18 protein-coding genes are annotated in these 19,600 nt (G+C 72.3%); 11 read left to right on the top strand and 7 right to left on the bottom strand.

What is annotated here, in order from left to right:
• The first annotated feature begins 25 nt into the window (after positions 1–25).
• Positions 26–1,105, top strand: coding sequence for a DnaJ C-terminal domain-containing protein (locus ACIB24_RS01875; protein ID WP_398274319.1), 1,080 nt, complete (start codon positions 26–28; stop codon positions 1,103–1,105).
• Positions 1,106–1,110: 5 nt separating this feature from the next.
• Positions 1,111–1,557, top strand: coding sequence for a heat shock protein transcriptional repressor HspR (locus ACIB24_RS01870; protein WP_398274316.1), 447 nt, complete (start codon positions 1,111–1,113; stop codon positions 1,555–1,557).
• 24 nt (positions 1,558–1,581) lie between these two features.
• Here the strand turns inward: ACIB24_RS01870 and ACIB24_RS01865 are convergent, their stop codons facing one another.
• Positions 1,582–2,001 (bottom strand): hypothetical protein, encoded by a 420-nt coding sequence (locus ACIB24_RS01865; RefSeq protein ID WP_398274313.1) that lies wholly within the window; start codon positions 1,999–2,001, stop codon positions 1,582–1,584.
• 71 nt (positions 2,002–2,072) lie between these two features.
• Here ACIB24_RS01865 and ACIB24_RS01860 point away from each other — a divergent pair, with 71 nt between their 5' ends.
• Positions 2,073–2,777, top strand: coding sequence for a DUF2993 domain-containing protein (locus ACIB24_RS01860; protein WP_398274310.1), 705 nt, complete (start codon positions 2,073–2,075; stop codon positions 2,775–2,777).
• A 17-nt stretch (positions 2,778–2,794) separates the two neighbouring features.
• On the opposite strand, the gene ACIB24_RS01855 is transcribed toward ACIB24_RS01860, so the two are convergent.
• Complete coding sequence (locus tag ACIB24_RS01855) at positions 2,795–3,391, bottom strand: hypothetical protein (RefSeq protein WP_398274307.1); 597 nt, start codon at positions 3,389–3,391, stop codon at positions 2,795–2,797.
• Between the two features lie 111 nt (positions 3,392–3,502).
• Between ACIB24_RS01855 and clpB the strand changes: the two genes are divergently transcribed.
• Positions 3,503–6,160: an ATP-dependent chaperone ClpB gene (gene clpB, locus ACIB24_RS01850; RefSeq protein WP_398274304.1), complete on the top strand. Its 2,658-nt coding sequence runs from the start codon at positions 3,503–3,505 to the stop codon at positions 6,158–6,160.
• A gap of 91 nt (positions 6,161–6,251) precedes the next feature.
• On the opposite strand, the gene ACIB24_RS01845 is transcribed toward clpB, so the two are convergent.
• The gene (locus ACIB24_RS01845) at positions 6,252–7,847 is read right to left on the bottom strand and encodes a S8 family serine peptidase (RefSeq protein WP_398274301.1); all 1,596 of its coding nucleotides are present in this window, start codon (positions 7,845–7,847) and stop codon (positions 6,252–6,254) included.
• A gap of 91 nt (positions 7,848–7,938) precedes the next feature.
• Complete coding sequence (locus ACIB24_RS01840; RefSeq protein ID WP_398274298.1) at positions 7,939–8,745, bottom strand: exodeoxyribonuclease III; 807 nt, start codon at positions 8,743–8,745, stop codon at positions 7,939–7,941.
• A gap of 346 nt (positions 8,746–9,091) precedes the next feature.
• Here ACIB24_RS01840 and ACIB24_RS01835 point away from each other — a divergent pair, with 346 nt between their 5' ends.
• The 3 genes from ACIB24_RS01835 (at position 9,092) to ACIB24_RS01825 (ending at position 13,003) form a co-directional block, all read left to right on the top strand.
• The gene (locus ACIB24_RS01835) at positions 9,092–11,794 is read left to right on the top strand and encodes a putative bifunctional diguanylate cyclase/phosphodiesterase (protein WP_398274295.1); all 2,703 of its coding nucleotides are present in this window, start codon (positions 9,092–9,094) and stop codon (positions 11,792–11,794) included.
• An 83-nt stretch (positions 11,795–11,877) separates the two neighbouring features.
• Positions 11,878–12,402: an orotate phosphoribosyltransferase gene (gene pyrE / locus ACIB24_RS01830; protein WP_398276700.1), complete on the top strand. Its 525-nt coding sequence runs from the start codon at positions 11,878–11,880 to the stop codon at positions 12,400–12,402.
• Positions 12,403–12,421: 19 nt separating this feature from the next.
• Entirely contained in the window at positions 12,422–13,003 is a 582-nt protein-coding gene (locus ACIB24_RS01825; RefSeq protein ID WP_398274292.1) for a LemA family protein, read from the top strand.
• Positions 13,004–13,089: 86 nt separating this feature from the next.
• On the opposite strand, the gene ACIB24_RS01820 is transcribed toward ACIB24_RS01825, so the two are convergent.
• Positions 13,090–13,746 carry a DedA family protein gene (locus ACIB24_RS01820; protein ID WP_398276697.1) on the bottom strand — a complete coding sequence of 219 codons (657 nt, stop codon included), beginning with the start codon at positions 13,744–13,746 and terminating at the stop codon, positions 13,090–13,092.
• A 133-nt stretch (positions 13,747–13,879) separates the two neighbouring features.
• Between ACIB24_RS01820 and ACIB24_RS01815 the strand changes: the two genes are divergently transcribed.
• Entirely contained in the window at positions 13,880–14,479 is a 600-nt protein-coding gene (locus ACIB24_RS01815; protein ID WP_398274289.1) for a TrmH family RNA methyltransferase, read from the top strand.
• A gap of 19 nt (positions 14,480–14,498) precedes the next feature.
• Here the strand turns inward: ACIB24_RS01815 and ACIB24_RS01810 are convergent, their stop codons facing one another.
• Together ACIB24_RS01810 and ACIB24_RS01805 are read right to left on the bottom strand one after the other, a co-directional pair.
• Entirely contained in the window at positions 14,499–15,026 is a 528-nt protein-coding gene (locus tag ACIB24_RS01810; protein WP_398274286.1) for a hypothetical protein, read from the bottom strand.
• A complete protein-coding gene (locus ACIB24_RS01805) occupies positions 15,023–15,598 on the bottom strand; it encodes a helix-turn-helix domain-containing protein (RefSeq protein ID WP_398274283.1) in 576 nt (191 codons plus the stop codon). Before ACIB24_RS01805 ends, ACIB24_RS01810 begins: the two co-directional genes overlap by 4 nt.
• Before the next feature lie 104 nt (positions 15,599–15,702).
• Between ACIB24_RS01805 and ACIB24_RS01800 the strand changes: the two genes are divergently transcribed.
• Genes ACIB24_RS01800 through ACIB24_RS01790 form a run of 3 tightly spaced genes read left to right on the top strand, consistent with a single transcriptional unit; the run spans position 15,703 to position 19,564 of the window.
• On the top strand, positions 15,703–16,245 hold the full coding sequence (locus ACIB24_RS01800; protein WP_398274280.1) for a PadR family transcriptional regulator: 543 nt from the start codon (positions 15,703–15,705) through the stop codon (positions 16,243–16,245).
• Entirely contained in the window at positions 16,242–16,922 is a 681-nt protein-coding gene (locus ACIB24_RS01795; RefSeq protein WP_398274277.1) for an ABC transporter ATP-binding protein, read from the top strand. The genes ACIB24_RS01800 and ACIB24_RS01795 overlap by 4 nt, the downstream gene beginning before the upstream one ends.
• A complete protein-coding gene (locus tag ACIB24_RS01790) occupies positions 16,919–19,564 on the top strand; it encodes an FtsX-like permease family protein (protein WP_398274274.1) in 2,646 nt (881 codons plus the stop codon). Before ACIB24_RS01795 ends, ACIB24_RS01790 begins: the two co-directional genes overlap by 4 nt.
• Positions 19,565–19,600 lie beyond the last annotated feature (36 nt).

The following is a 19,600-nucleotide window of genomic DNA, read 5'->3' as shown; positions in this document are numbered from 1 at the left end:
CAACTGAGAAGGAAGAAGAACAGGGATGGCGGGCCAGGACTGGTTCGAGAAGGACTTCTACGCCGTGCTCGGCGTGCCCCAGAGCGCGTCGGCGGCGGACATCAAGAAGGCCTACCGGAAGCTGGCGCGCACCCACCACCCCGACGCCAACACGTCGGACCCGAACGCCGACAGCAAGTTCCAGGCGATCGGTGAGGCCTACGCGGTGCTGTCGGACCCGGAGCAGCGTGAGCAGTACGACGCGATCCGATCGATGGCGCGCGGCGGCGCCCGGTTCACCGCGGGCGGCACGCCGGGCGCCGGGGCCGGCGCGGGCGGGTTCGAGGACGTCCTCGGGAACCTGTTCGGTGCCGGGGCCGGCGGGGCCGGCGGTCGCCGGGTGCGGTTCAGCACCGGCGGCCCCGGCGCGTACGGCGGGGGCGGCGCGTACGGCGGCGGTCAGAACTCTCCGATCTTCGAGGAGATGTTCAACGGCATGTTCACCGGCGCCGGAGGGCCGGGCGGGTACGAGAACTACGGTGCGACTCGCGCGCCCGGCAAGGGCGCCGACATCCCGGCCCGCGTCACCCTGACGTTCAAGCAGGCGATGGAGGGGGCGCTGCTGAACGTCCCCATCGAGGAGGGCCGCGGCCGCACCCGGACGGTCAACGCGCGGGTTCCGGCCGGCGTCAAGGACGGGGCCAAGCTCAAGGTCAAGGGCAAGGGCGCGCCCTCGACGCACGGCGGCGAGCCGGGTGACCTCGTGGTCACGGTCCACGTCGAGCCCCATCCGGTGTTCACGCTCGACGGCCAGGACGTGCGGGTGAGCGTGCCGGTCACCTTCCCCGAGGCCGTGTTCGGTACCCAGCTCGAGGTGCCGACGCCGGACGGCGGGCGGGTGCGGCTGAAGGTCCCGGCCGGGACGCCGTCGGGCCGGACTCTGCGGGCCAAGGGCCGCGGCGCCAAGACCGCCAAGGGCACCGGCGACCTGCTCGTCACCCTCCAGGTGGCGGTGCCGCAGCGGGTGGACGGCGCCGCGCGGGACGCGCTGCAGGCGTTCGCCGACGCGACGGCCGACGAGAACCCGCGGGCCGGGCTGTTCGACCAGGTCTCCGGCGACGGGTGAGCGGGATGGCTGACCACGGTTACGAAGTCGACCCCGAGGCGCCGATCTTCGTCATCTCGGTGGCCGCGCAGCTGGCCGGGATGCACCCGCAGACGCTGCGCCAGTACGACCGGCTCGGCCTGGTCACGCCCGGTCGCTCGACCGGCCGGGGCCGCCGGTACTCGGCCCGGGACGTCGCGGTCCTGCGCGAGGTGCAGCGTCTCTCCCAGGAGGAGGGCGTGAACCTGGCCGGTATCAAGCGCATCCTCGAGCTCGAGCTGGAGGTCGACCGGCTGCGCGATCAGGCGGTCCGGCTGTTCGAGGAGGTCGACGCTCTTCGAGCTCAAATACGTTCGGGAACGAGAGTTTTTGCCGCCACTCCGGAGGGGGACATCGTCTCGATGCCGCCCGGTCGGCGACCCTCCCGCGATGCGGCGTCCACGGCGCTCGTCGTCTGGCGTCCGCATCGCTGACGGGCCGGCCGGTCAGGATGGCGCTCAGAAGCGGGCGGTCTCCGGCCGCATCACCGCGACGCCGGCGACCGCCGTCCAGATCACCAGGTCGATGACCCAGGTCACGACGCCCGCATGCAGGAAGGCCTCGCCGAGCAGGGCCTTGCCGCTCCAGGCGAACGGGTCGAGCCCGTAGCCCAGGACGCACCCGATCAGCACCGGCCCGACGGGCTCCTCCTCGGTGTCCACCTCGCGGGCGACGCGCTGTTGCAGCCGGCGGGTCACCAGGTAGGCCGCGACGCAGGTCAGCACCGTGCGCAGGACGGCGGCGATCCCGGTCAGGTGCTCCTCGCGACCGAACACGAGCAGAGCCAGCCCGTTCGAGACCAGCCCGAGCAGCCACCCGGTCAACGCCAGGGCGGCACCGGCGAAGAGCACCACCAGTACGACGCGTCTGGTGTCCATGAGTGATCAGCCTGCCACGCTCCGTCGGCCGGAGTCGTCAGCACCCGGCGGAGGCTGGCAAGGTGGGGCAGATGCGTCGCCTGATCATCGTCGTGGTCGTCGTCCTGGTGCTGCTCCTGGGAGCGGACCGGATCGCCCTCGTGGCCGCCGAGCGCGGCGTCGCCGTCACGCTCCAGGACGCGCAGAAGCTGAAGAACCGGCCCGAGGTCTCGATCGGCGGCTTCCCGCTGCTGACCCAGGCCCTGCGCGGCCGCTACGACCAGGTCGACACCACCTTCACCGACCTGCAGGGCGGGGACGGCCTGACCATCGACCGGCTCGACGTGCACCTGAGCGGCGTCCACCTACCCCTGTCGTCGCTGCTGAACCAGTCGGTCACCCAGCTGCCCGTCGACGAGGCGAGCGCGACCGGCACCGTCTCGTACGCGTCGCTGAACGCAGCGGCGGCGCAACGGATCACGCTGCCGGGGCTGACCGTGAAGTTCTCCCAGGGCACGAAGGGGCACATCAAGATCTCCGGCACCTACTCGGGGTTCATCAGCGCGCAGCTGGACGGCGAGGCCGAGATCTCGGTCCGGGGCCGGTCGCTGGTGGTCGCCCCCACCGAGGACTCGCTCGCCCAGGTGCCCTCCGTGATCCGCGGCCGGCTGATCGCCCTGCTCGGCGACAGCTACGAACTGCCGCCCCTGCCGTTCGGCTTCACGCCCGACAAGGTCACCGTGGCCCCGACCGGGGTGACCTTGAAGGCGTCGGCGAGCGACGTCGTCCTGAAGTAGCCCTCGGCACGTAGCCCTCAGCGCGACTGGAGCGCGTCCAGCGCGACCGCCATCGCGGCGGCCAGCCGCGGGTCGATCCGCCGTCCCGGCAACTCGATCGTGTACCGGTCGCGCAGGCTGCGCTTGCGCACGGAGCTCAGCACGACGCTCCCGGCCGGGTCGACGAAGTCGAAGTGGAAGACGAACGGCGACGGCAGGTCGCCGAGGAACGGGACGAACTCCCACACCCGGCGCGCGATGGCCACGTTCGGGTTGCGTTCCTGGCCGCTCAGCAGCAGGCCGCCCGTCGTCCCGAGCTGCCACGACGAGCGCAGCAGCGATTTGCCGAACTCCTTGCGGAACCAGCCGATGGGCGCGCCGGAGGGGTCCGTGACGTCGTACGTCGCCCCGAGGTCGATGCGCTGGCGGGCCTTGAAGCCGAAGAGGGGCACCGTGCGGGCCTCGTCGGCGTAGAACGTCACCTGCTCCTTGAAGGCCATCCGCTTCTGCTGGGCGAAGGCGAGCAGTTCGCCGTCCGACCCGTCCGGCGCGATGGCCCGGATCTCGTAGCGGTTCACCATCATGGTGATCTTCTGCTTCACGCCGAAACGGTCGACGTCCCCCAGTGAGGTCATGAGGCCAGATCCTGCCGGAAAAGGGGTTCGGATCTATAGTTGAGCGGAACAGACTCAAGTTTGTCGGCGTTGCTGGTAGCAGAACACCCCGGCAGGAGGACACTGACACCCATGGACCTGAAGCTCACCACCCGCAGCCAGGAGGCGATGGCCGACGCCGTCCGGCGCGCCACGGAGGCCGGGCACGCCCAGGTCGAGCCCGCGCACCTGCTCGCCGCCCTGCTCGACCAGGCCGACGGCGTCGCCGTCGCCCTGCTGGCCGCGGTCGGCGCCGACCTGAACGCGCTCGGCACGGCTGCCGACGCCGCGCTGGCCGGCCTGCCCAGCGCCTCCGGCAGCTCGGTCGCCCAGCCGCAGCTCGGCCGGGCCACGTTCGCGGCCCTGTCCACCGCGGGCGAGTCCGCCCGGCAGCTCGGTGACGAGTACGTCTCCACCGAGCACCTGCTCATCGGGCTCTCGGCGGACGACGACCGCTCGGCTCCTCCGGGCTCCGTCGCCGCCGCGCTGGTCGCCGCCGGCGCGAACCGCGCCCGCCTCCTCGAGGCGCTGCCCGCCGTCCGCGGGGGCGCCCGGGTGACCAGCGAGAACCCCGAGGCGACCTACAAGTCGCTGGAGAAGTACGGCGTCGACCTGACCGCCGCCGCCCGCGACGGTCGGCTCGACCCGGTCATCGGCCGCGACGCCGAGATCCGCCGCGTCGTGCAGGTGCTGTCCCGGCGGACGAAGAACAACCCCGTGCTGATCGGTGAGCCCGGCGTCGGCAAGACCGCCGTCGTCGAGGGGCTGGCCCAGCGCATCGTGGCCGGTGACGTGCCCGAGAGCCTGCGCGGGAAGCGGGTGATCAGCCTCGACCTGGGCGCCATGGTGGCCGGCGCGAAGTACCGCGGCGAGTTCGAGGAGCGGCTGAAGGCCGTGCTCGAGGAGATCCGCTCCAGCGAGGGTCAGGTCGTCACCTTCATCGACGAGCTGCACACCGTGGTCGGGGCGGGCGCGACCGGCGACTCGGCGATGGACGCCGGCAACATGCTCAAGCCGTTGCTGGCCCGGGGCGAGCTGCGCCTGGTCGGCGCGACCACGCTCGACGAGTACCGCGAGCACATCGAGAAGGACGCGGCGCTGGAGCGCCGGTTCCAGCAGGTCTTCGTCGGCGAGCCCAGCGTGGAGGACACCGTCGCGATCCTGCGCGGCCTGAAGGAGCGGTACGAGGCCCACCACCGGGTGGAGATCACCGACGGGGCGCTGGTCGCCGCCGCGACGCTGTCGCACCGGTACATCACCGGCCGCCAGTTGCCCGACAAGGCGATCGACCTCATCGACGAGGCCGCCTCCCGGCTGCGGATGGAGATCGACTCCTCGCCCGAGGAGATCGACGCCCTGCGCCGCCAGGTCGACCGGCTGAAGATGGAGGAGATGGCGCTCGAGCACGAGAGCGACCCGAACTCCGTGTCCCGGCTGGAGAAGCTGCGCGCCGACCTCGCCGACCGGTCCGAGCAGCTGGCCGGGCTGACCGCCCGGTGGGAGCAGGAGCGCGCCGGCCTGAACCGGGTCGGTGACCTGAAGGAGCGCATCGACGCGCTGCGCAGGCAGGCCGAGCGGCTGCAGCAGACCGGCGACCTGGCCGGGGCCAGCCGGCTCAACTACGGCGAGATCCCCACCCTGGAGAAGGAACTCACGGAGGCCCAGGCCGCCGAGGCCACGGTGGCCAGCGCCGGCTCCGAACCGATGGTCAAGGAGGAGGTCGGCCCCGACGACATCGCCGAGGTGGTCGCCGCCTGGACCGGCATCCCCGCCGGCCGCCTGCTGGAGGGTGAGACCGAGAAGCTGCTGCGCATGGAGGAGTTCCTCGGCGCCCGGCTGATCGGCCAGAAGCCAGCCGTGTCGGCGGTTTCCGATGCGGTGCGCCGGGCCCGGGCCGGAGTGTCCGACCCCGACCGGCCGACCGGTTCGTTCCTGTTCCTGGGCCCGACCGGCGTCGGCAAGACCGAGCTCGCGAAGGCCCTGGCCGACTTCCTGTTCGACGACGAGCGCGCCATGGTCCGCATCGACATGTCCGAGTACTCCGAGAAGCACTCGGTGGCGCGGCTCGTCGGCGCCCCGCCCGGCTACGTCGGCTACGAGGAGGGTGGTCAGCTCACCGAGGCCGTCCGGCGGCGCCCCTACAGCGTCGTGCTCCTCGACGAGGTCGAGAAGGCGCACCCCGAGGTCTTCGACATCCTGCTGCAGGTGCTGGACGACGGCCGCCTCACCGACGGGCAGGGTCGCACGGTCGACTTCCGTTCCGTCATCCTCGTTCTCACCTCGAACCTGGGCTCGCAGTTCCTGGTCGACCCGATGCTGTCCGACGAGGCCAAGCGCGACGCGGTGATGGCCGCGGTACGCAGCGCCTTCAAGCCGGAGTTCATCAACCGGCTCGACGACGTCGTGATCTTCGACCCGCTCGACCTGGACGAGCTGAAGCGGATCGTCGACATCCAGGTGGGGCAGCTGGCCCGGCGCCTGGCCGACCGGCGGCTTACGCTCGACGTCACCCCGGCCGCGCGGGAGTGGCTGGCGCTCAACGGGTACGAGCCGGCCTACGGGGCGCGACCCTTGCGGCGGCTGGTGCAGCGCGAGATCGGCGACCAGCTGGCCAAGGCCCTGCTCGCCGGTGAGATCCGCGACGGGGACACGGTTCTCGTCGACCGGGTCGCCGGTGACGACCTGATCGCCGAGGTCACGGGCGAGCGGTCGGGGCTGGTGGTGCGGCGGGCGGTCGTGCACGCGCCGTAAGTGCTCAACTGGTCGTGATCATGGAAACTTCTACCTACGGCGCTGGGGCGCCTCCGGTAGAACTTTCCATGATCACGACCACCACCCCGGGCTATTCAGCCGGGGTGGTGTGCCAGACCGTCTTGCCGTCGGCCTGGCGCACGAGGGCCAGGTAGCCGCGGTCGCGCACCCGCAGCTCGGCGGCGCCGACGCCGCTGGTCCCGCTCGACCACAGGTTGCGGCCGTACCCGCTGACCTCGGCGAAGTTCCCGGTGGTCTTGGCCGTGGTCCAGGAACCCTTCTTCTTCACCTGCCAGATCGTCTTCTTCGACGACACCCTGTAGAGCACCAGGTAGCCGTCGCTGGAACGCTGGGTGAGGCAGTACTTCCCGTTCGGGCTGCAGATCTTCTTGCCCTTCAGCAGTGCCGTGCCGGGCAGGATCTTGGATGAGCTCGTCGTGGCCGGCGGGGCGGCCTGCGGCTGCACCGCGAACAGCAGCGGCCCCTTGGTCGAGCTGGTGATCGTCACGGCGTTCGCGGTCGCGGCCTTGGCCAGGGCGGCCGCCACGGTCGAGGGCTTGGCGGTCGGGTGCTTCTGCAGGTACAGGGCCGCGGCTCCGGCCACGTGCGGCGCGGCCATGGACGTGCCCGAGTCCTTGGCGATCTGCGCGCTGCCGTCCGCGGCGGCCGTCCAGTCGGACGTGATGCCGCTGCCCGGCGCCCAGATGTCCACGCAGGAGCCGTAGTTGGAGTAGCTGGCCTTCTTGTCGGACGTCGTCGTGGCCCCCACCACGATGGCCGCCTTCACCGTGCCCGGCGTGTAGTTGCAGGCGTTGGCGGAGGAGTTGCCGGCCGCGAGCACCACGGTCACACCGTCGTCGATCACGTCCTGGACGGCGTCCTCCAGCGTCGTGTCCCGGCCCGGTTCGTCGCTGCCGAGGCTCATGTTGACCACGGCCGGCGTCCCGCTCGTGTGCTGGGCGGCGACCCACTCCAGGCCGCCGATGACGGTCTCGCTGGAACCCGCGCCGTCGCAGTCGAGCACCCGGACGGCGTGCAGCGTGACCTTCTTCGCCACCCCGAAGTACGTGCCGCCGATCGTCCCGGACACGTGCGTCCCGTGCCCGTCGCAGTCCTCGGTGTCGCTGCCGTCGACGGTGTTGGTGCCGTTGCCGATCCGGCCGGCGAAGTCGGGGTGGCCGTTGGTGATCCCGGTGTCCAGGACGTAGGCGTCCACGCCGGCCCCGTTGCTCGTGTAGTAGTACGTGTCGTCGAGCGTCCGGCTCCGCTGGTCGATCCGGTCCAGCCCCCAGCTCTCCGCGTCGGTGTAGGTGCCGGTCGCCCGGTACCGGTAGTTCGGCTGGACGTAGGCGACGGCCGGGTCGCGGCGCACGGAGTCGAGCTCGGCCGGGCTGAGCGCGGCCGAGTAGGCGTTCAGCGCCGAGTGGAACTGGTGCCGCACGGTCGCCCCGGCGTTGCGGCCGCGCGCGGCGGCGGCGGCGACCACCCGCTGCGAACCGGCGCTCCCGCCGTCCCCCTTGAGCACGACGAGGTACTGCCCGGGGACCGCGTCACCGGCGGCGGAGGCCAGCAGCGGAGCCGGCGTACGTGGGGTGGGCGTCGCGAGCGCGACCGACGGGCCCGCCACCGCCAGTCCGAGCGCGAGCAGCAGGGCGGGCAGGGGGCGGCGTCGGCCAAGAGCAGTCACGACCCGCAAGCATAGGCGTGCGGCGGGTCACCGTCAGTCCGTCAACCGGCTCAACCCGGTCAACCGGCTCACCAGTCCCAGGGGCCCCCGCTCAACCAGTTGTTCCGGCGTCATCCAGCTCGACGACGACCGGGGCGTGGTCCGAGGCGCCCTTGCCCTTGCGCTCCTCCCGGTCGATCGACGCGCCCCTCACCCGGCGGGCGAGGGCGGGGGAGGCGAGCACGAAGTCGATCCGCATGCCCTCGCGCCGCGGGAACCGCAGCTGCGTGTAGTCCCAGTACGTGAAGTTGCCGGGGGCCGGGGTGAACGGCCGGACGACGTCCGCGAACCCCGCGTCGACCACGGCGGCGAACGCCGCCCGCTCGGGCTCGGAGACGTGCGTGGCGCCCGCGAAGGCGCGCATGTCCCAGACGTCCTCGTCGCGGGGGGCGATGTTCCAGTCCCCCACCAGCGCGACCTGGGCGTCGGGGTCGGCCGCCAGCCAGCCGGCCCCGGCGGCCCGCAGGGCGGCCAGCCAGTCGAGCTTGTACTGCAGGTGCGGGTCGTCGAGGGTCCGCCCGTTGGGCACGTAGAGGCTCCAGACCCGGACGCCGCCGCACACCGCCGAGAGGGCGCGGGCCTCGGCGACCGGGGGGTCGCCCCAGGTGGGCATCCCCTCGAAACCGGCGCGGACGTCGTCCAGACCGACCCGCGACAGCAGGGCCACGCCGTTCCACTGCGAGTGCCCCAGATGGGCGACCTGGTAGCCGAGTTCCTCGAAGGAGGCGGTCGGGAACTGGGCGTCGCGGGCCTTGGTCTCCTGCAGCGCGAGCACGTCGACGTCGGTGCGGCGCAGCCAGGCGAGCACCCGGTCGTGCCTGGCTCGTACCGAATTGACGTTCCAGGTGGCGATTCGCACCCGCCGGAGGTTACCGGCGCCGGGCCCGATCACCCGGACCGGTGCGGCCGGACGGGCGGGGGGCGGCGACGCCGCGTGCCCCGGATCACGGGCGAACCGGGCCGCTCCGGACGATCCCCCCACCCTCAAGGGGGACCTGCTTTGCGCCGATCGAGGGACGCGGGCACCGAGAGAGTGCATTCGGCACCCGGTACGTGACGAAGAAACACCCGTTGCGCTGCACTAGTAGCTCCGAGTGCATGCTCGATTACTTTACGAAGCGAAGGGTCCAGGGGATGCAGCCGCGCGACGCCACCACCGTCGTCACGACTGCTCTTCGTGCTGCCCGGACGGCGGGTGAGACCGGATGATCGCCGTCACCCCCTGGCAGCGGACCGCGGTCGTCAAGGTCTCCGCGCTGTCCGCCGCGTTGACCGCCGTCTCCGCGCTCGCCGCCCACCTCGGCATCGCCGGTGACCCCGATCGGCTGGCCGCCCTCGGACACGGCGGGGGAGTCGAGGCCCTCGCCACCGTGCTGATCCCGATGGTGCTGTTCGCGATCGCCGACGCGTGCCCGGTGACGCTGCGCCGGGGCCGCACGAGGATCGTCCTCACCCTGACCGTCGTGCCGGTGATGATCGGCCTGCTGGCCGGTGCCCCCCTGGCCCTGCTGGTCGCCCGGGTCGTCTCGGTGGCCGTCCCCGCCCTGCTCTGGCGCCGCGAACCACTGATCAAGGCCTGGCTGCAGACCGCTGCCGCCCTGTTCGGCGTCACGCTGGCCGCCGTCGCACTCAACGCCCTCTCCGCTGACGGGCAGGTCACCACCCCCGCCCTGGGCACCATGTCGACCATCGCCGCGTGCGCCGCGCTGGCCGTCGTCGTCGAGGCCCTCCTGCTGCACGGCACCCAGGGCTGGTACGAGTCGACCAGCCGGCTGAACAGCGGCCAGGTCCTCCTCCAGGTGCTGCCGGCCGTCGTGGTCGGCGCGCTGCTCGTCATCGGGGCGGTGGACGCCCTCGGCCGGGACCGCGGTGCGATCGCCGCCGCCGCCCTCCTGACCGTTGTGCTGCTGATCTACCGGGCGTCCTCGCGGGTCGCCTCGCGGCACGCCAGTCTGGAGCGGCTCTACGTGCTGTCCGACAGCCTCGCCGTGACCAAGGGGTCGATGGACGTCGTCCGCTCGGTCCTGCAGGAGTCGGCCAAGCTGCTGCGGGCCGAGTACGCCGAGGTGATGCTCACCGGCATGGAGTCCGGCGTCCAGCTCTGGTCGGTCCGGCCCGGACAACCGGTCTACGGTCCGGTCGAGCCCGGCGCCCACCACCGCACGCTGCCCTTCCCGCCGCCCGAACCCCGCGTCGTGCGCGGCACCGGCCGGGCCGAGCGCGAGTACCTGATCGCCCGCAAGCTGCGCGAGGCGGCTGTGGTGCCCATCCGGATCGACGGCCCGGTGACCGGTCACCTGCTGGTCGGCGACCGGGTCGGTGACGACGGCCGGTTCACCGGCCCCGACCTGCGGCTGCTGGAGACGGTGGCCAACCACGCGGGCGTGGCGCTGCGCAACGGCCGGCTGATCGAGCAGCTGAACTTCGAGGCCCGGCACGACGAACTGACCGGCCTGCCCAACCGGCTGCGGTTCCGGACCCTGATCGACGAGGCCGCGGCCGGCCTCGCGGCCGGGGTGCCCTGCGCCGTCATGGTGCTCGACTTCAACGGCTTCAAGGCGATCAACGACACCCTCGGGCACCAGGCCGGCGACGAGCTGCTGAAGGTGCTCGCGGGGCGGTTCGCGAAGGCCGTGGCCGGACGCGCCACGGTGGCCCGGCTGGGTGGTGACGAGTTCGCCGTCCTGGCCACCGGGGTCGACGGGCGGGCCGCCGCTCTCGAGATCGCCGATCTGGTGATGGGCGGCTTCGAGGAGCCGATCGAGCTGGGCGGCACCCGCCTGCGGGTCGGCGGGTCGCTCGGCATCGCACTCGGCCCGCAGCACGCGCGCACGGGCGCCGAGCTGTTGCGGATGGCCGACGTCGCGATGTACGTGGCCAAGTCCGGGGCGGGCGGCGCGCGCGTCTACTCGCCCGAGTTCGCGCCCGGTTCGAGCGAGGTGCTGACTCTCGCGACGGACCTGCGCGAGGCCCTGATGAACGACCAGATCGAGATCCTGGTCCAGCCGATCGTCGACCTGCACACCCTCAACGTGCACTCGCTGGAGGCCCTGGCCCGCTGGCGGCACCCCGTGCTGGGGGACATCGCGCCCAAGGAGTTCTTCGCCGCGGCCGACCGCGCGGGGCTCACGCTGCAGCTGTCCCAGCGGGTGCTCGACCACGCGTTGGCCGCCTGCCGGTACTGGGCCGAACAGGGCACCGAGCTGCGGATCAGCGTGAACATGGAGAGCCGCTGGCTGAACAACTCGGCCCTGCCCGACCAGATCGCGCGGGCCCTGCGCGGCCACGGCGTGCCGGCCGAGCTGCTCTGCCTGGAGATCAAGGAAGGCAGCGTGATGGACGACCCGGCCCGCGCGCTGGAGGTGCTGACCGCGCTGCGCACGATGGGCGTCCACCTGTCGGTCGACGACTTCGGGACGGGCTACTCGTCGTTGACCTACCTGAGCCGCCTGCCGGTCGACCAGGTGAAGATCGACCGGTCCTTCGTGGAGATGGTGTCCAGTTCCGGGCGCGACCAGGCCATCGTGGCCTCGATCCTCGGCCTGGGGGCGAACCTGGGCATGGAGGTCGTGGCCGAAGGGGTCAGCGACGCCGCGACCCGGCGCATCCTGCTGGAGATGGGCTGCCGCATCGGTCAGGGCTTCCTGTTCTCCCGGCCGATCACGGTCGAGGAGGTCCCGGTACTGCTGGAGCGGATCCGCAAGGTCGGCTGGCCCGTGGCCCAGCGCCCGCCCGCCCCCGCGGCGGCCCCGACCGGTGGTCCCGCCCGTCCGGTGGTCCGCCCGACCGGTGGTCCCGCCCGTCCGGTGGTCCGCCCGACCGTGGGTGCACCGGCCATGCCGACCGTCACGCCGCACGTCGATAGGGTGCAGGCGTGGCCGACGCAGCAGCCTCCGGGCAGGTACTGAGCACCCCTTCCGACGGAGTCCCCGCCGGATCCTCCGCCGGATCCTCCGCCGGATCCTCCGCAGGAGCCGACCCGCGGGCCCGGTTGTCGGGCCTGATCAGCGAGCTCGCCGTCGTCCCGGGGCGGGTCACCCTCAGCAGTGGCCGCGAGGCCGACTACTACGTCGACCTGCGCCGCGTCTCACTGCACCGCGAGGCCGCCCCCCTGATCGGGCGCGTGATGCTCGACCTGGTCGCCGACTGGTCCTTCGACGCCGTGGGCGGGTTGACCATGGGGGCCGACCCGGTGGCCGCGGCCATGCTGCACGCGTCGGGCGGTTCGCTGGACGCCTTCGTCGTCCGCAAGCAGGGCAAGGCGCACGGCCTGCAGCGCCGGATCGAGGGTCCCGACGTCGCCGGACGACGGGTGCTGGCCGTCGAGGACACCTCCACCACGGGCGGTTCGGTGCTGACCGCCGTCGAGGCGTTGCGCGAGGCCGGGGCCGAGGTGGTGGGGGTCGCCGTCATCGTCGACCGCGGCACCGGCGCGGCCGAGGCCGTGGAGGCGGTGGGCCTGCCCTACCGCTGGGCCTACTCGTTGACCGACCTGAACCTTCCGACCCAGTTCTAACTGCTGCTACGTTCGGCGCGTGGTCATCGCGTTGATCGTCATCGTCGTCCTGGTCGTGCTGATCGGATTGTGGGTCGTCACGTCCTACAACGGGCTGATCAAGCTCCGGAACCTGGTGCAGGAGGCCTGGCGTCAGATCGACGTCGAGCTGAACCGCCGGCACGACCTCATCCCGAACCTGGTCGAGACCGTCAAGGGGTACGCCTCGCACGAGCGCGAGACCCTCGAGGCCGTCACCCGGGCCCGGGCCGCCGCCGTGGCGCCGGGTGCGGGCCCGGCCGAGCAGGCCGCGCAGGAGAACGTGCTGTCCCAGGCGCTGGGTCGGCTGCTCGCCATCTCCGAGGCCTACCCCGACCTGAAGGCGAACCAGAACTTCCTGGCCCTGCAGAACGAGCTGTCCCAGACGGAGGACCGCATCGCCAACGGCCGCCGCTACTACAACGCGACGGTCCGCGAGCTGAACACCAAGGTCGAGACCATCCCGTCGAACATCATCGCGGGCCTGTTCAACGTGTCCCGCGCCGAGTACTTCGAGGCCGACGACCCGGCCGTGCGCGCCGCCCCGACGATCAGCTTCGGCAACAATCCTCCCGGTTCGTGATCATGCAGAAAGGCCCCCTGCTCGGCTGGTGCACCCTCAGGCGCACGGCTCGGGCAGGGGGCCTTTCTGCATGATCACGAACGACCTCACACCGCGGCGTGCCGGCCGCCGCCCTTGGTCTCCTTGCCCGGGTCCCCACCGGCCTCCTTGGCGAGCCTGACCACGGCCCGACGGTGCCGCCAGTACTCGACGATCATCGGGATGACCGAGACCAGCACGACGAGGATCAGCATCGTCTCGATGTTCTTGTGCACGAACTCGTACTTGCCGAGCCAGTGCCCGAGCAACGTGACGCCGACCGCCCAGAGGGCCGCGCCGATCGCCGAGTAGGTGAGGTAGACGCGCCGGTCCATCTTGCCGACGCCGGCGGTGACGGTGATGAACGTGCGCACGATCGGCACGAAGCGGGCCATGACGATGGCCCGCGCGCCGTACTTCTCGAAGAACGCCATCGTCTTGTCGACGTACTCCTGCTTGAACAGCCGGGAGTCGCCGCGGTTGAAGATGCGTGGCCCGCTGAACCGGCCGATCTCGTAGCCGACCACGTTGCCCACGAAGGCGGCCGCGAACAGCACCAGGCAGGCCAGCCAGAGCGGCGTGGTGATGTCGCCCGAGCCGATGAAGAGGCCCACGGTGAACAGCAGCGAGTCGCCGGGCAGGAAGAAGCCGAGCAGCAGCCCGCACTCCGCGAAGATCACGGCGGCGGCGCCGGCGAGGGCCCACCCGCCCAGGTTGTGGAGCATCGTGTCGGGGCTCAGCCATTCGGGGCCGAGGGCCAGGGGCGCGGCGGAGGCCAGCGTCGAGGTCAGCACGAGGGCCAGCCTAGGCTGCCCTTCCTGCGAGAAGTATGAGAGTCGTGTGAAAGGGGGCACCCGGGTGGAGCCGGTGGTCGGCGTCGGCCCGTGGCCGGGCCCCTGGCCCGACGACCCCCGCTACGACCCGGACCTGCTGCGCGAGGGCGACCGGCGCAACGTCGTCGACCGGTACCGGTACTGGCGGGTGGAGGCGATCGTCGCCGATCTCGACACGCGTCGGCACCCGTTGCACGTGGCGATCGAGAACTGGGAGCACGACCTGAACATCGGGTCGGTGGTGCGCACGGCCAACGCCTTCAACGTGGCCGGCGTCCACGTGGTCGGCCGCCGCCGGTGGAACCGGCGGGGCGCGATGGTCACCGACCGCTACCTCCACGTGCAGCACCACCCGGACGCCGCCGCGCTCGTCGAGTGGGCGGGTGCGGCCGGGGTGCCGCTCGTGGGCGTCGACAACCTGCCCGGGTCCCTGCCGTTGGAGACCTACGACCTGCCCCGCGAGTGCGTGATGGTCTTCGGTCAGGAGGGGCCGGGTCTGTCGGAGCCGGTCCGCCAGGCGTGCTCGGTGGTGCTGTCGATCGCCCAGTTCGGCTCGACCCGTTCGATCAACGCCGGGGCCGCGGCGGCGATCGCGATGCACGCCTGGGTCCGGGCCCACGCCTGACCGACGCCGTCGCCGGGCCTCAGCCGCCGAGCAGGTCCTCCAGGAGGATCTGGGTCTTGGGCGGTACGCGAGCGCTGCCGTAGTACCTCTCGACCAGGTCGAGGGCGGCCTCCGTCGAGGTGATGCCTAGGACGTCGGCCAGCAGTTGGAGATCGGCGCCGTCGGTCTCGTGCCGGGCGGCGACCGCCTTCATGACGAACAGGTACTCCGCTGAGGCCACTCCGACGTGCAGGCCGCGGGTACCGAAGCTCGCGCTGCCCTCGGTGGGTGGAACGTTGGGTGGCAGAAGGCCTTTGACGGCGTCGTTCAGCCAGTTGTCCGGCAGGCGGTGCTCTTGCGCCATGCGCTCGGCCTCGTCGTAGATCTCGCGCTTGGGCTCGAAGACCGCGTCCAGGTCGCGGGTCACGCGATCACGGCTGTAGGCGAGCGCCATCGCGGCGCCGCCGACGAGGAAGAGGCGCGCCTCCAGGCCGCGGGCGTCGAGTCGCTCACCGAGTTCGACGAGCAGCGAGCGGATCCGGTCGGCACCGATGAGTGGGTCGCTCACACCGCCTCCAGGTCACCGGGGTCGACCATCACGCCCCGGATCTGGAGTGAGAAGGGTGAACGCGCGAAGGCGTAGGCCCCGAGGCTCGGCGTCGACCCGACGAACCAGAAGGTGGGCAGGCCATGGCCGGCGGTCCAGCCCGGCGGGGTCAGGCCCGCGCTAAGCGCCAGGTCCTCGGCGTTGCCGGCGAGCATGGCATCCCAGCGCTGATCACCGGTCGTCGACGGTTCGGCGAGGAAGGCGCTCCGATCCGCCATGGTCGTCGTCTGACCGAAGTCGGAGCGCATCTGCCGGACGAGTCTCAGCAGATCGGCAGTGCTCCAGGTCGCCCGGAGTCCGCGGCGAATCGCCGCCGCCGCCGCCGGGACGGTGAGCAGGTCATGGGCGTGCACCTCGCCTGCGGCAGTGCTGTCGATGACGGCGACCAGGCGGGACAGGGTGCGACTCGAAGGCCTCTTGATCCCGCGCTCGTAGGCGGCGACATTCGTCTCGGCCGTCCCTGCGGCGCGTGCCACCTGGGCAGCAGTGAGCCCGGCAGCGCGTCGGCGCTCGCGCAGCTCCCAACCATTCACTGAGAGAACATATCAGTTATCAGTAGACGATCACTACTTGCCAAGCGCTGCATACCCGGTATAGCTTGCTCGCCGAGCATACCGAGTATGTAAGGGGTGGGAGCGTGTCGATCCGGCAGAGCCTGCTCACCCTGCTCGTCGAGGGCGACCGTCATGGCTACCAGCTGCGGCAGGACTTCGAGGCCCGCACGGCCGGCACCTGGCCGGTCAACATCGGGCAGGTCTACACGACCCTGAACCGGCTGGTCCGCGACGGGTTGGCGGTCGAGGTCGGCAAGAGGGACGACGGGTCGGTGGTCTACCGGGTCACCGATGCCGGGCGCGACGAGGTCACCCGGTGGTGGCGCACGCCGGTGGACCGGTCGACCCCGGCCCGCGACGAGATGGCCATCAAGCTCGCGCTCGCCCTGACCGCGCCCGGCGTCGACGTCGCCGCCGTGATCCAGGTGCAGCGCTCCGAGGTGCTGACCGCGCTCCAGGCCTGGACCCGGGAGAAGGCCGCCCTCGCCGACCCGCCTCGCGACGGCGAGCTGGCCCGGCTGCTCGTGCTCGACAACCTGATCTTCTCCGCGGAAGCGGAGATCCGTTGGCTCGACCACTGCGAGCAACGGCTCGCCACGACCACGACGGGGGCACCCAGACGATGAGCGGTCCATTGCTGAGCATGGTGGCGGCCGGGCGGGTGCACAACGCCGACGGCCCCGTCCCGGTGCACGCGCTGCGCGGGGTCGACCTGAGCGTCGCGCCGGGCGAACTGGTCGCCGTGATGGGGCCGTCCGGCTCCGGCAAGTCGACCCTGCTGCACCTGGCCGGGGGGCTCGACACCCCGACCGAGGGGGAGGTGCTGCTGGACGGCGTGAGCCTCAGCGGGCTCTCGGTGAAGGCCCGCGCCGCCCTGCGGCGGCGCAGCGTCGGTTACGTGTTCCAGGACCTGAACCTGGTGCCGGCGCTGACCGCGGTCGAGAACGTCATGCTGCCGCGGGAACTCGACGGCGTCCGGGTCCGGCAGGCCCGGCGGGAGGCGGAGGCCGCGTTGGCCGACGTCGACCTGTCCGACGTCGCCGACCGGTTCCCGGACGAGCTGTCCGGCGGTCAGCAGCAGCGGGTCGCCATCGCCCGGGCCCTGGTCGGCCCCCGCCGCCTGGTGCTGGCCGACGAGCCGACCGGGGCGCTCGACTCGATCACCGGCGAGTCCATCATGAAACTGCTTCGGGCCCGGGTGGATTCGGGCGCCGCGGCGCTGATGGTCACGCACGACGCGCAGCACGCCGCCTGGGCCGACCGCGTCGTGTTCCTGCGCGACGGCGCGGTGGTCGAGCGATGAGGGCCCGCTGGACGGCGTGGCGGGCCGCGCTGCGGATCGCTCGCCGGGACGCCTGGCGGAACAAGGGGCGCAGCACCCTGATCGCGCTGATGGTGGCGCTGCCGGTGCTCGCCGCCTCCACGGTGGGGGTGTTGTTGCGCTCCGGTCAGGCCGACCCTCAGGACCGGGTCGCGCTGCAGCTCGGGCCGGGCGCCCAGGCTCTGGTCGAGGCCTCGCCGTACGGAGGGCCCGTCGAGCAGAACTTCGACCTGACGTCCTCCGGCTCGACCTCCGACGACCGGACGCTCGACATCGACGAGTTCCAGCGCCGCCTGGCCGCAGTCCTGCCCGGTTCCGCGCTGCATCTGAGGGCCCGCGCGTGGGGCGACTCCCGCGTCAGCCTGGGCGACCGGACACTCATGGCCGAGGTATCCGAGTTCGACTACGCAGCAATGGGTTCTGCCAGTCCGCTCGAGCAGCTGACCGGCCGGGCGCCGACCACGGACGATGAGGTGGTGGTCTCCCGGTGGCTGGCCCGACAGGAGCACGTGTCGATCGGTGACCGGTTGACTGTGCCCGACGCCTCGGGTGGCAATCGCGTCGTCACGGTCGTGGGCACGGTCGGTGGCCTGCCCGAGCTGGGGGTGGCCGAGGTCGTGGCGCGTCCCGGGTCGACGCTGCCGCGCTCGACCTTCGCGGCCGACCGGGAAGGCGATGTGCCCGTCGACCTGAACTGGTTCGTGACCGGTCCGACGCCGGTCACCTGGGCGCAGGTACAGCAGATCAACGCCTTCGGCGGCGCGGTGCTGAGTCGGGCCGTGGTGGCTCGTCCGCCCGCGGCGGCCGATTTCCACGACCCCACGATCGTCGACGGGGAGGTCGTCGGGACCACCGCGGTGGTCGTGGGCTTGGTGCTGCTCCAGATAGCGCTCATGGCCGGTCCGGCCATCGCGGTCGGGACCAGGCGCAACGAGCGGGCCCTGGCCATCGTGGCGGCCTCCGGGGGGCAACCCCGGCACCTGCGCGCCGTGGTGCTGTGCGGCAGCGCCGTCGTCGGTCTGGTCTCCTCCGCGCTGGCGGCGACGCTCGGGGTCGCGGTGGCGGCCGCTCTGATCCCGGTGCTGCGGGCCGTGTACGAGCTGCCGATCCCCCGCCTCGACGTGCACCCGCTCGACCTGCTCGGCCTGGTCCTGGTCGGGACCGGGACGGCCACGCTCGCCGCCCTGCTCCCGGCCCGGCGGGTCGGGCGCCTCGACGTGACCGCCGCGCTCACCGGACGGCGTCCGATGACCGCGCCGCGGCTACGGGTGCCGTTGCTCGGAATCGTCCTGGTAGCCGGTGGTCTCTCGGTGGCCTGGGCGGGCGCCGGGTGGGGGCAGCAGTTCACGGCCGTCCTCGGTCTGGGTCTGGCCGAGGTCGGCCTGGTGCTGGGTTCCTCGGCCGTCGTCGGCCTGGCCGCGCGGGCCGCCGCCCGCGCGTCGTTCGTCGCCCGCTTCGCCTTCCGCGACGCCGCTCGGCAGCGGTCGCGTACGGCCCCGGCGCTCGCCGCCGTGTTGGCCGCGGTGGCCGGCGGGATGACGGCCCTGGTGTTCGCCCACAGTTCCGCCGAGGTGTCCCACGCCACCTTCACCTCGAGCATCCCGGTCGGCTCGATGTCCGTCGGCATCACCTCGCCCGGGCGTACGGACGCCGAGCGGGCGGCGAGTGTGCAGCGGGTGCAGAAGGTCGTCGGCGAGGTGTTGCCAGGCGCCGCCACGGCCGTGCAGAGCCGGCCGACGGACGGTGATCTGGGAATCTGGGGGGAGTGCTCGGGGCCGGACCGGCCCGCGACGCTGCTGGGGTGCGGCATCGGTGGGTACGAGCCGGTGGTCGTGGACCCGTCGGCGGCCCCGGTTCTCGTGCCCGACCGGTCCGGCGCCGTGCAGGCCGCCCTGGCCGCCGGGCGGGTGGTGGCCTTCGACGCCGCCTACGTCCACAACGGGCGCGCGGCGCTCACCGTCGGGCAGGACGAGTACGCCCAGGGCGGCCGTCGGGTCGACGTGCCCGCCGTCCTGGTGCGGGCCCGTGACCCGTTGCAGGCCGCGCTGGTGCCCACGGCCGTCGCGCACCGACTGGGCGTCCGGCTGGAACCGACCGGTCTGGCGGTCACCGCCCGCGAGCCGATCACGCCCGCGCAGGCGGGGCGGGTGCGGTTCGTCGTGGAGCAGTTCGATCCCGACAGTTACGTCGGCGTCGAGCGGGGGTACCGGGCCCCGGACGCTTGGATCTACCTCTGCATCGTGGCGGCCGCGGCCCTGGTGGCCCTGATCGGGACGTTCACCGCGGTCGGCCTCGCGGCCGCCGAGAGCCGTGCCGACCTGGGCACTCTGGCCTCGGTCGGGGCGGCTCCGGCGACCCGCCGGCGGCTCGGGGCGGCGCAGGCCTCCGCGATCACCGTCCCCGGGGCGCTGCTCGGGCTGGTCTCCGGGACGGCCGGCGCGTGGGTGCTGGTCCGGCTCCAGGCGACCGCCAACGCTAACTGGCAGGACCCGGACCTGTGGCGGTTACGGATCCCCTGGGACCAGGCCGCCGCCCTCGGCCTCGGAATTCCCCTGCTGGCTGTGGTTCTCGGGTTCGTCACCGTGCGGTCGCGGCTGGTGCCGGTCCGCCGGCTGGGGGAGTGAAGGCTCCCGGTGGCCGGGCGGAGGGAACCCGGCCAC

The sequence above is a fragment of the Spongisporangium articulatum genome (assembly GCF_044465595.1).
GTDB classification, from domain to species: Bacteria; Actinomycetota; Actinomycetes; order Actinomycetales; family Kineosporiaceae; genus Spongisporangium; species Spongisporangium articulatum.
The sequence above is the reverse complement of the archived record's forward strand: the minus strand, read 5'-3'. Positions and strand labels throughout refer to the sequence as shown.

What these genes read in the sequence shown, in the direction of transcription:
- ACIB24_RS01835 (WP_398274295.1), top strand. Translation starts at nt 9,092, where the DNA reads ATGATCGCCGTCACCCCCTGGCAGCGGACCGCGGTCGTCAAGGTCTCC.
- ACIB24_RS01870 (WP_398274316.1), top strand. Translation starts at nt 1,111, where the DNA reads ATGGCTGACCACGGTTACGAAGTCGACCCCGAGGCGCCGATCTTCGTC.
- ACIB24_RS01860 (WP_398274310.1), top strand. Translation starts at nt 2,073, where the DNA reads ATGCGTCGCCTGATCATCGTCGTGGTCGTCGTCCTGGTGCTGCTCCTG.
- ACIB24_RS01875 (WP_398274319.1), top strand. Translation starts at nt 26, where the DNA reads ATGGCGGGCCAGGACTGGTTCGAGAAGGACTTCTACGCCGTGCTCGGC.
- ACIB24_RS01865 (WP_398274313.1), bottom strand. Translation starts at nt 2,001, where the DNA reads ATGGACACCAGACGCGTCGTACTGGTGGTGCTCTTCGCCGGTGCCGCC.
- ACIB24_RS01790 (WP_398274274.1), top strand. Translation starts at nt 16,919, where the DNA reads ATGAGGGCCCGCTGGACGGCGTGGCGGGCCGCGCTGCGGATCGCTCGC.
- ACIB24_RS01820 (WP_398276697.1), bottom strand. Translation starts at nt 13,746, where the DNA reads ATGCTCCACAACCTGGGCGGGTGGGCCCTCGCCGGCGCCGCCGCCGTG.
- ACIB24_RS01855 (WP_398274307.1), bottom strand. Translation starts at nt 3,391, where the DNA reads ATGACCTCACTGGGGGACGTCGACCGTTTCGGCGTGAAGCAGAAGATC.
- ACIB24_RS01795 (WP_398274277.1), top strand. Translation starts at nt 16,242, where the DNA reads ATGAGCGGTCCATTGCTGAGCATGGTGGCGGCCGGGCGGGTGCACAAC.
- clpB (WP_398274304.1), top strand. Translation starts at nt 3,503, where the DNA reads ATGGACCTGAAGCTCACCACCCGCAGCCAGGAGGCGATGGCCGACGCC.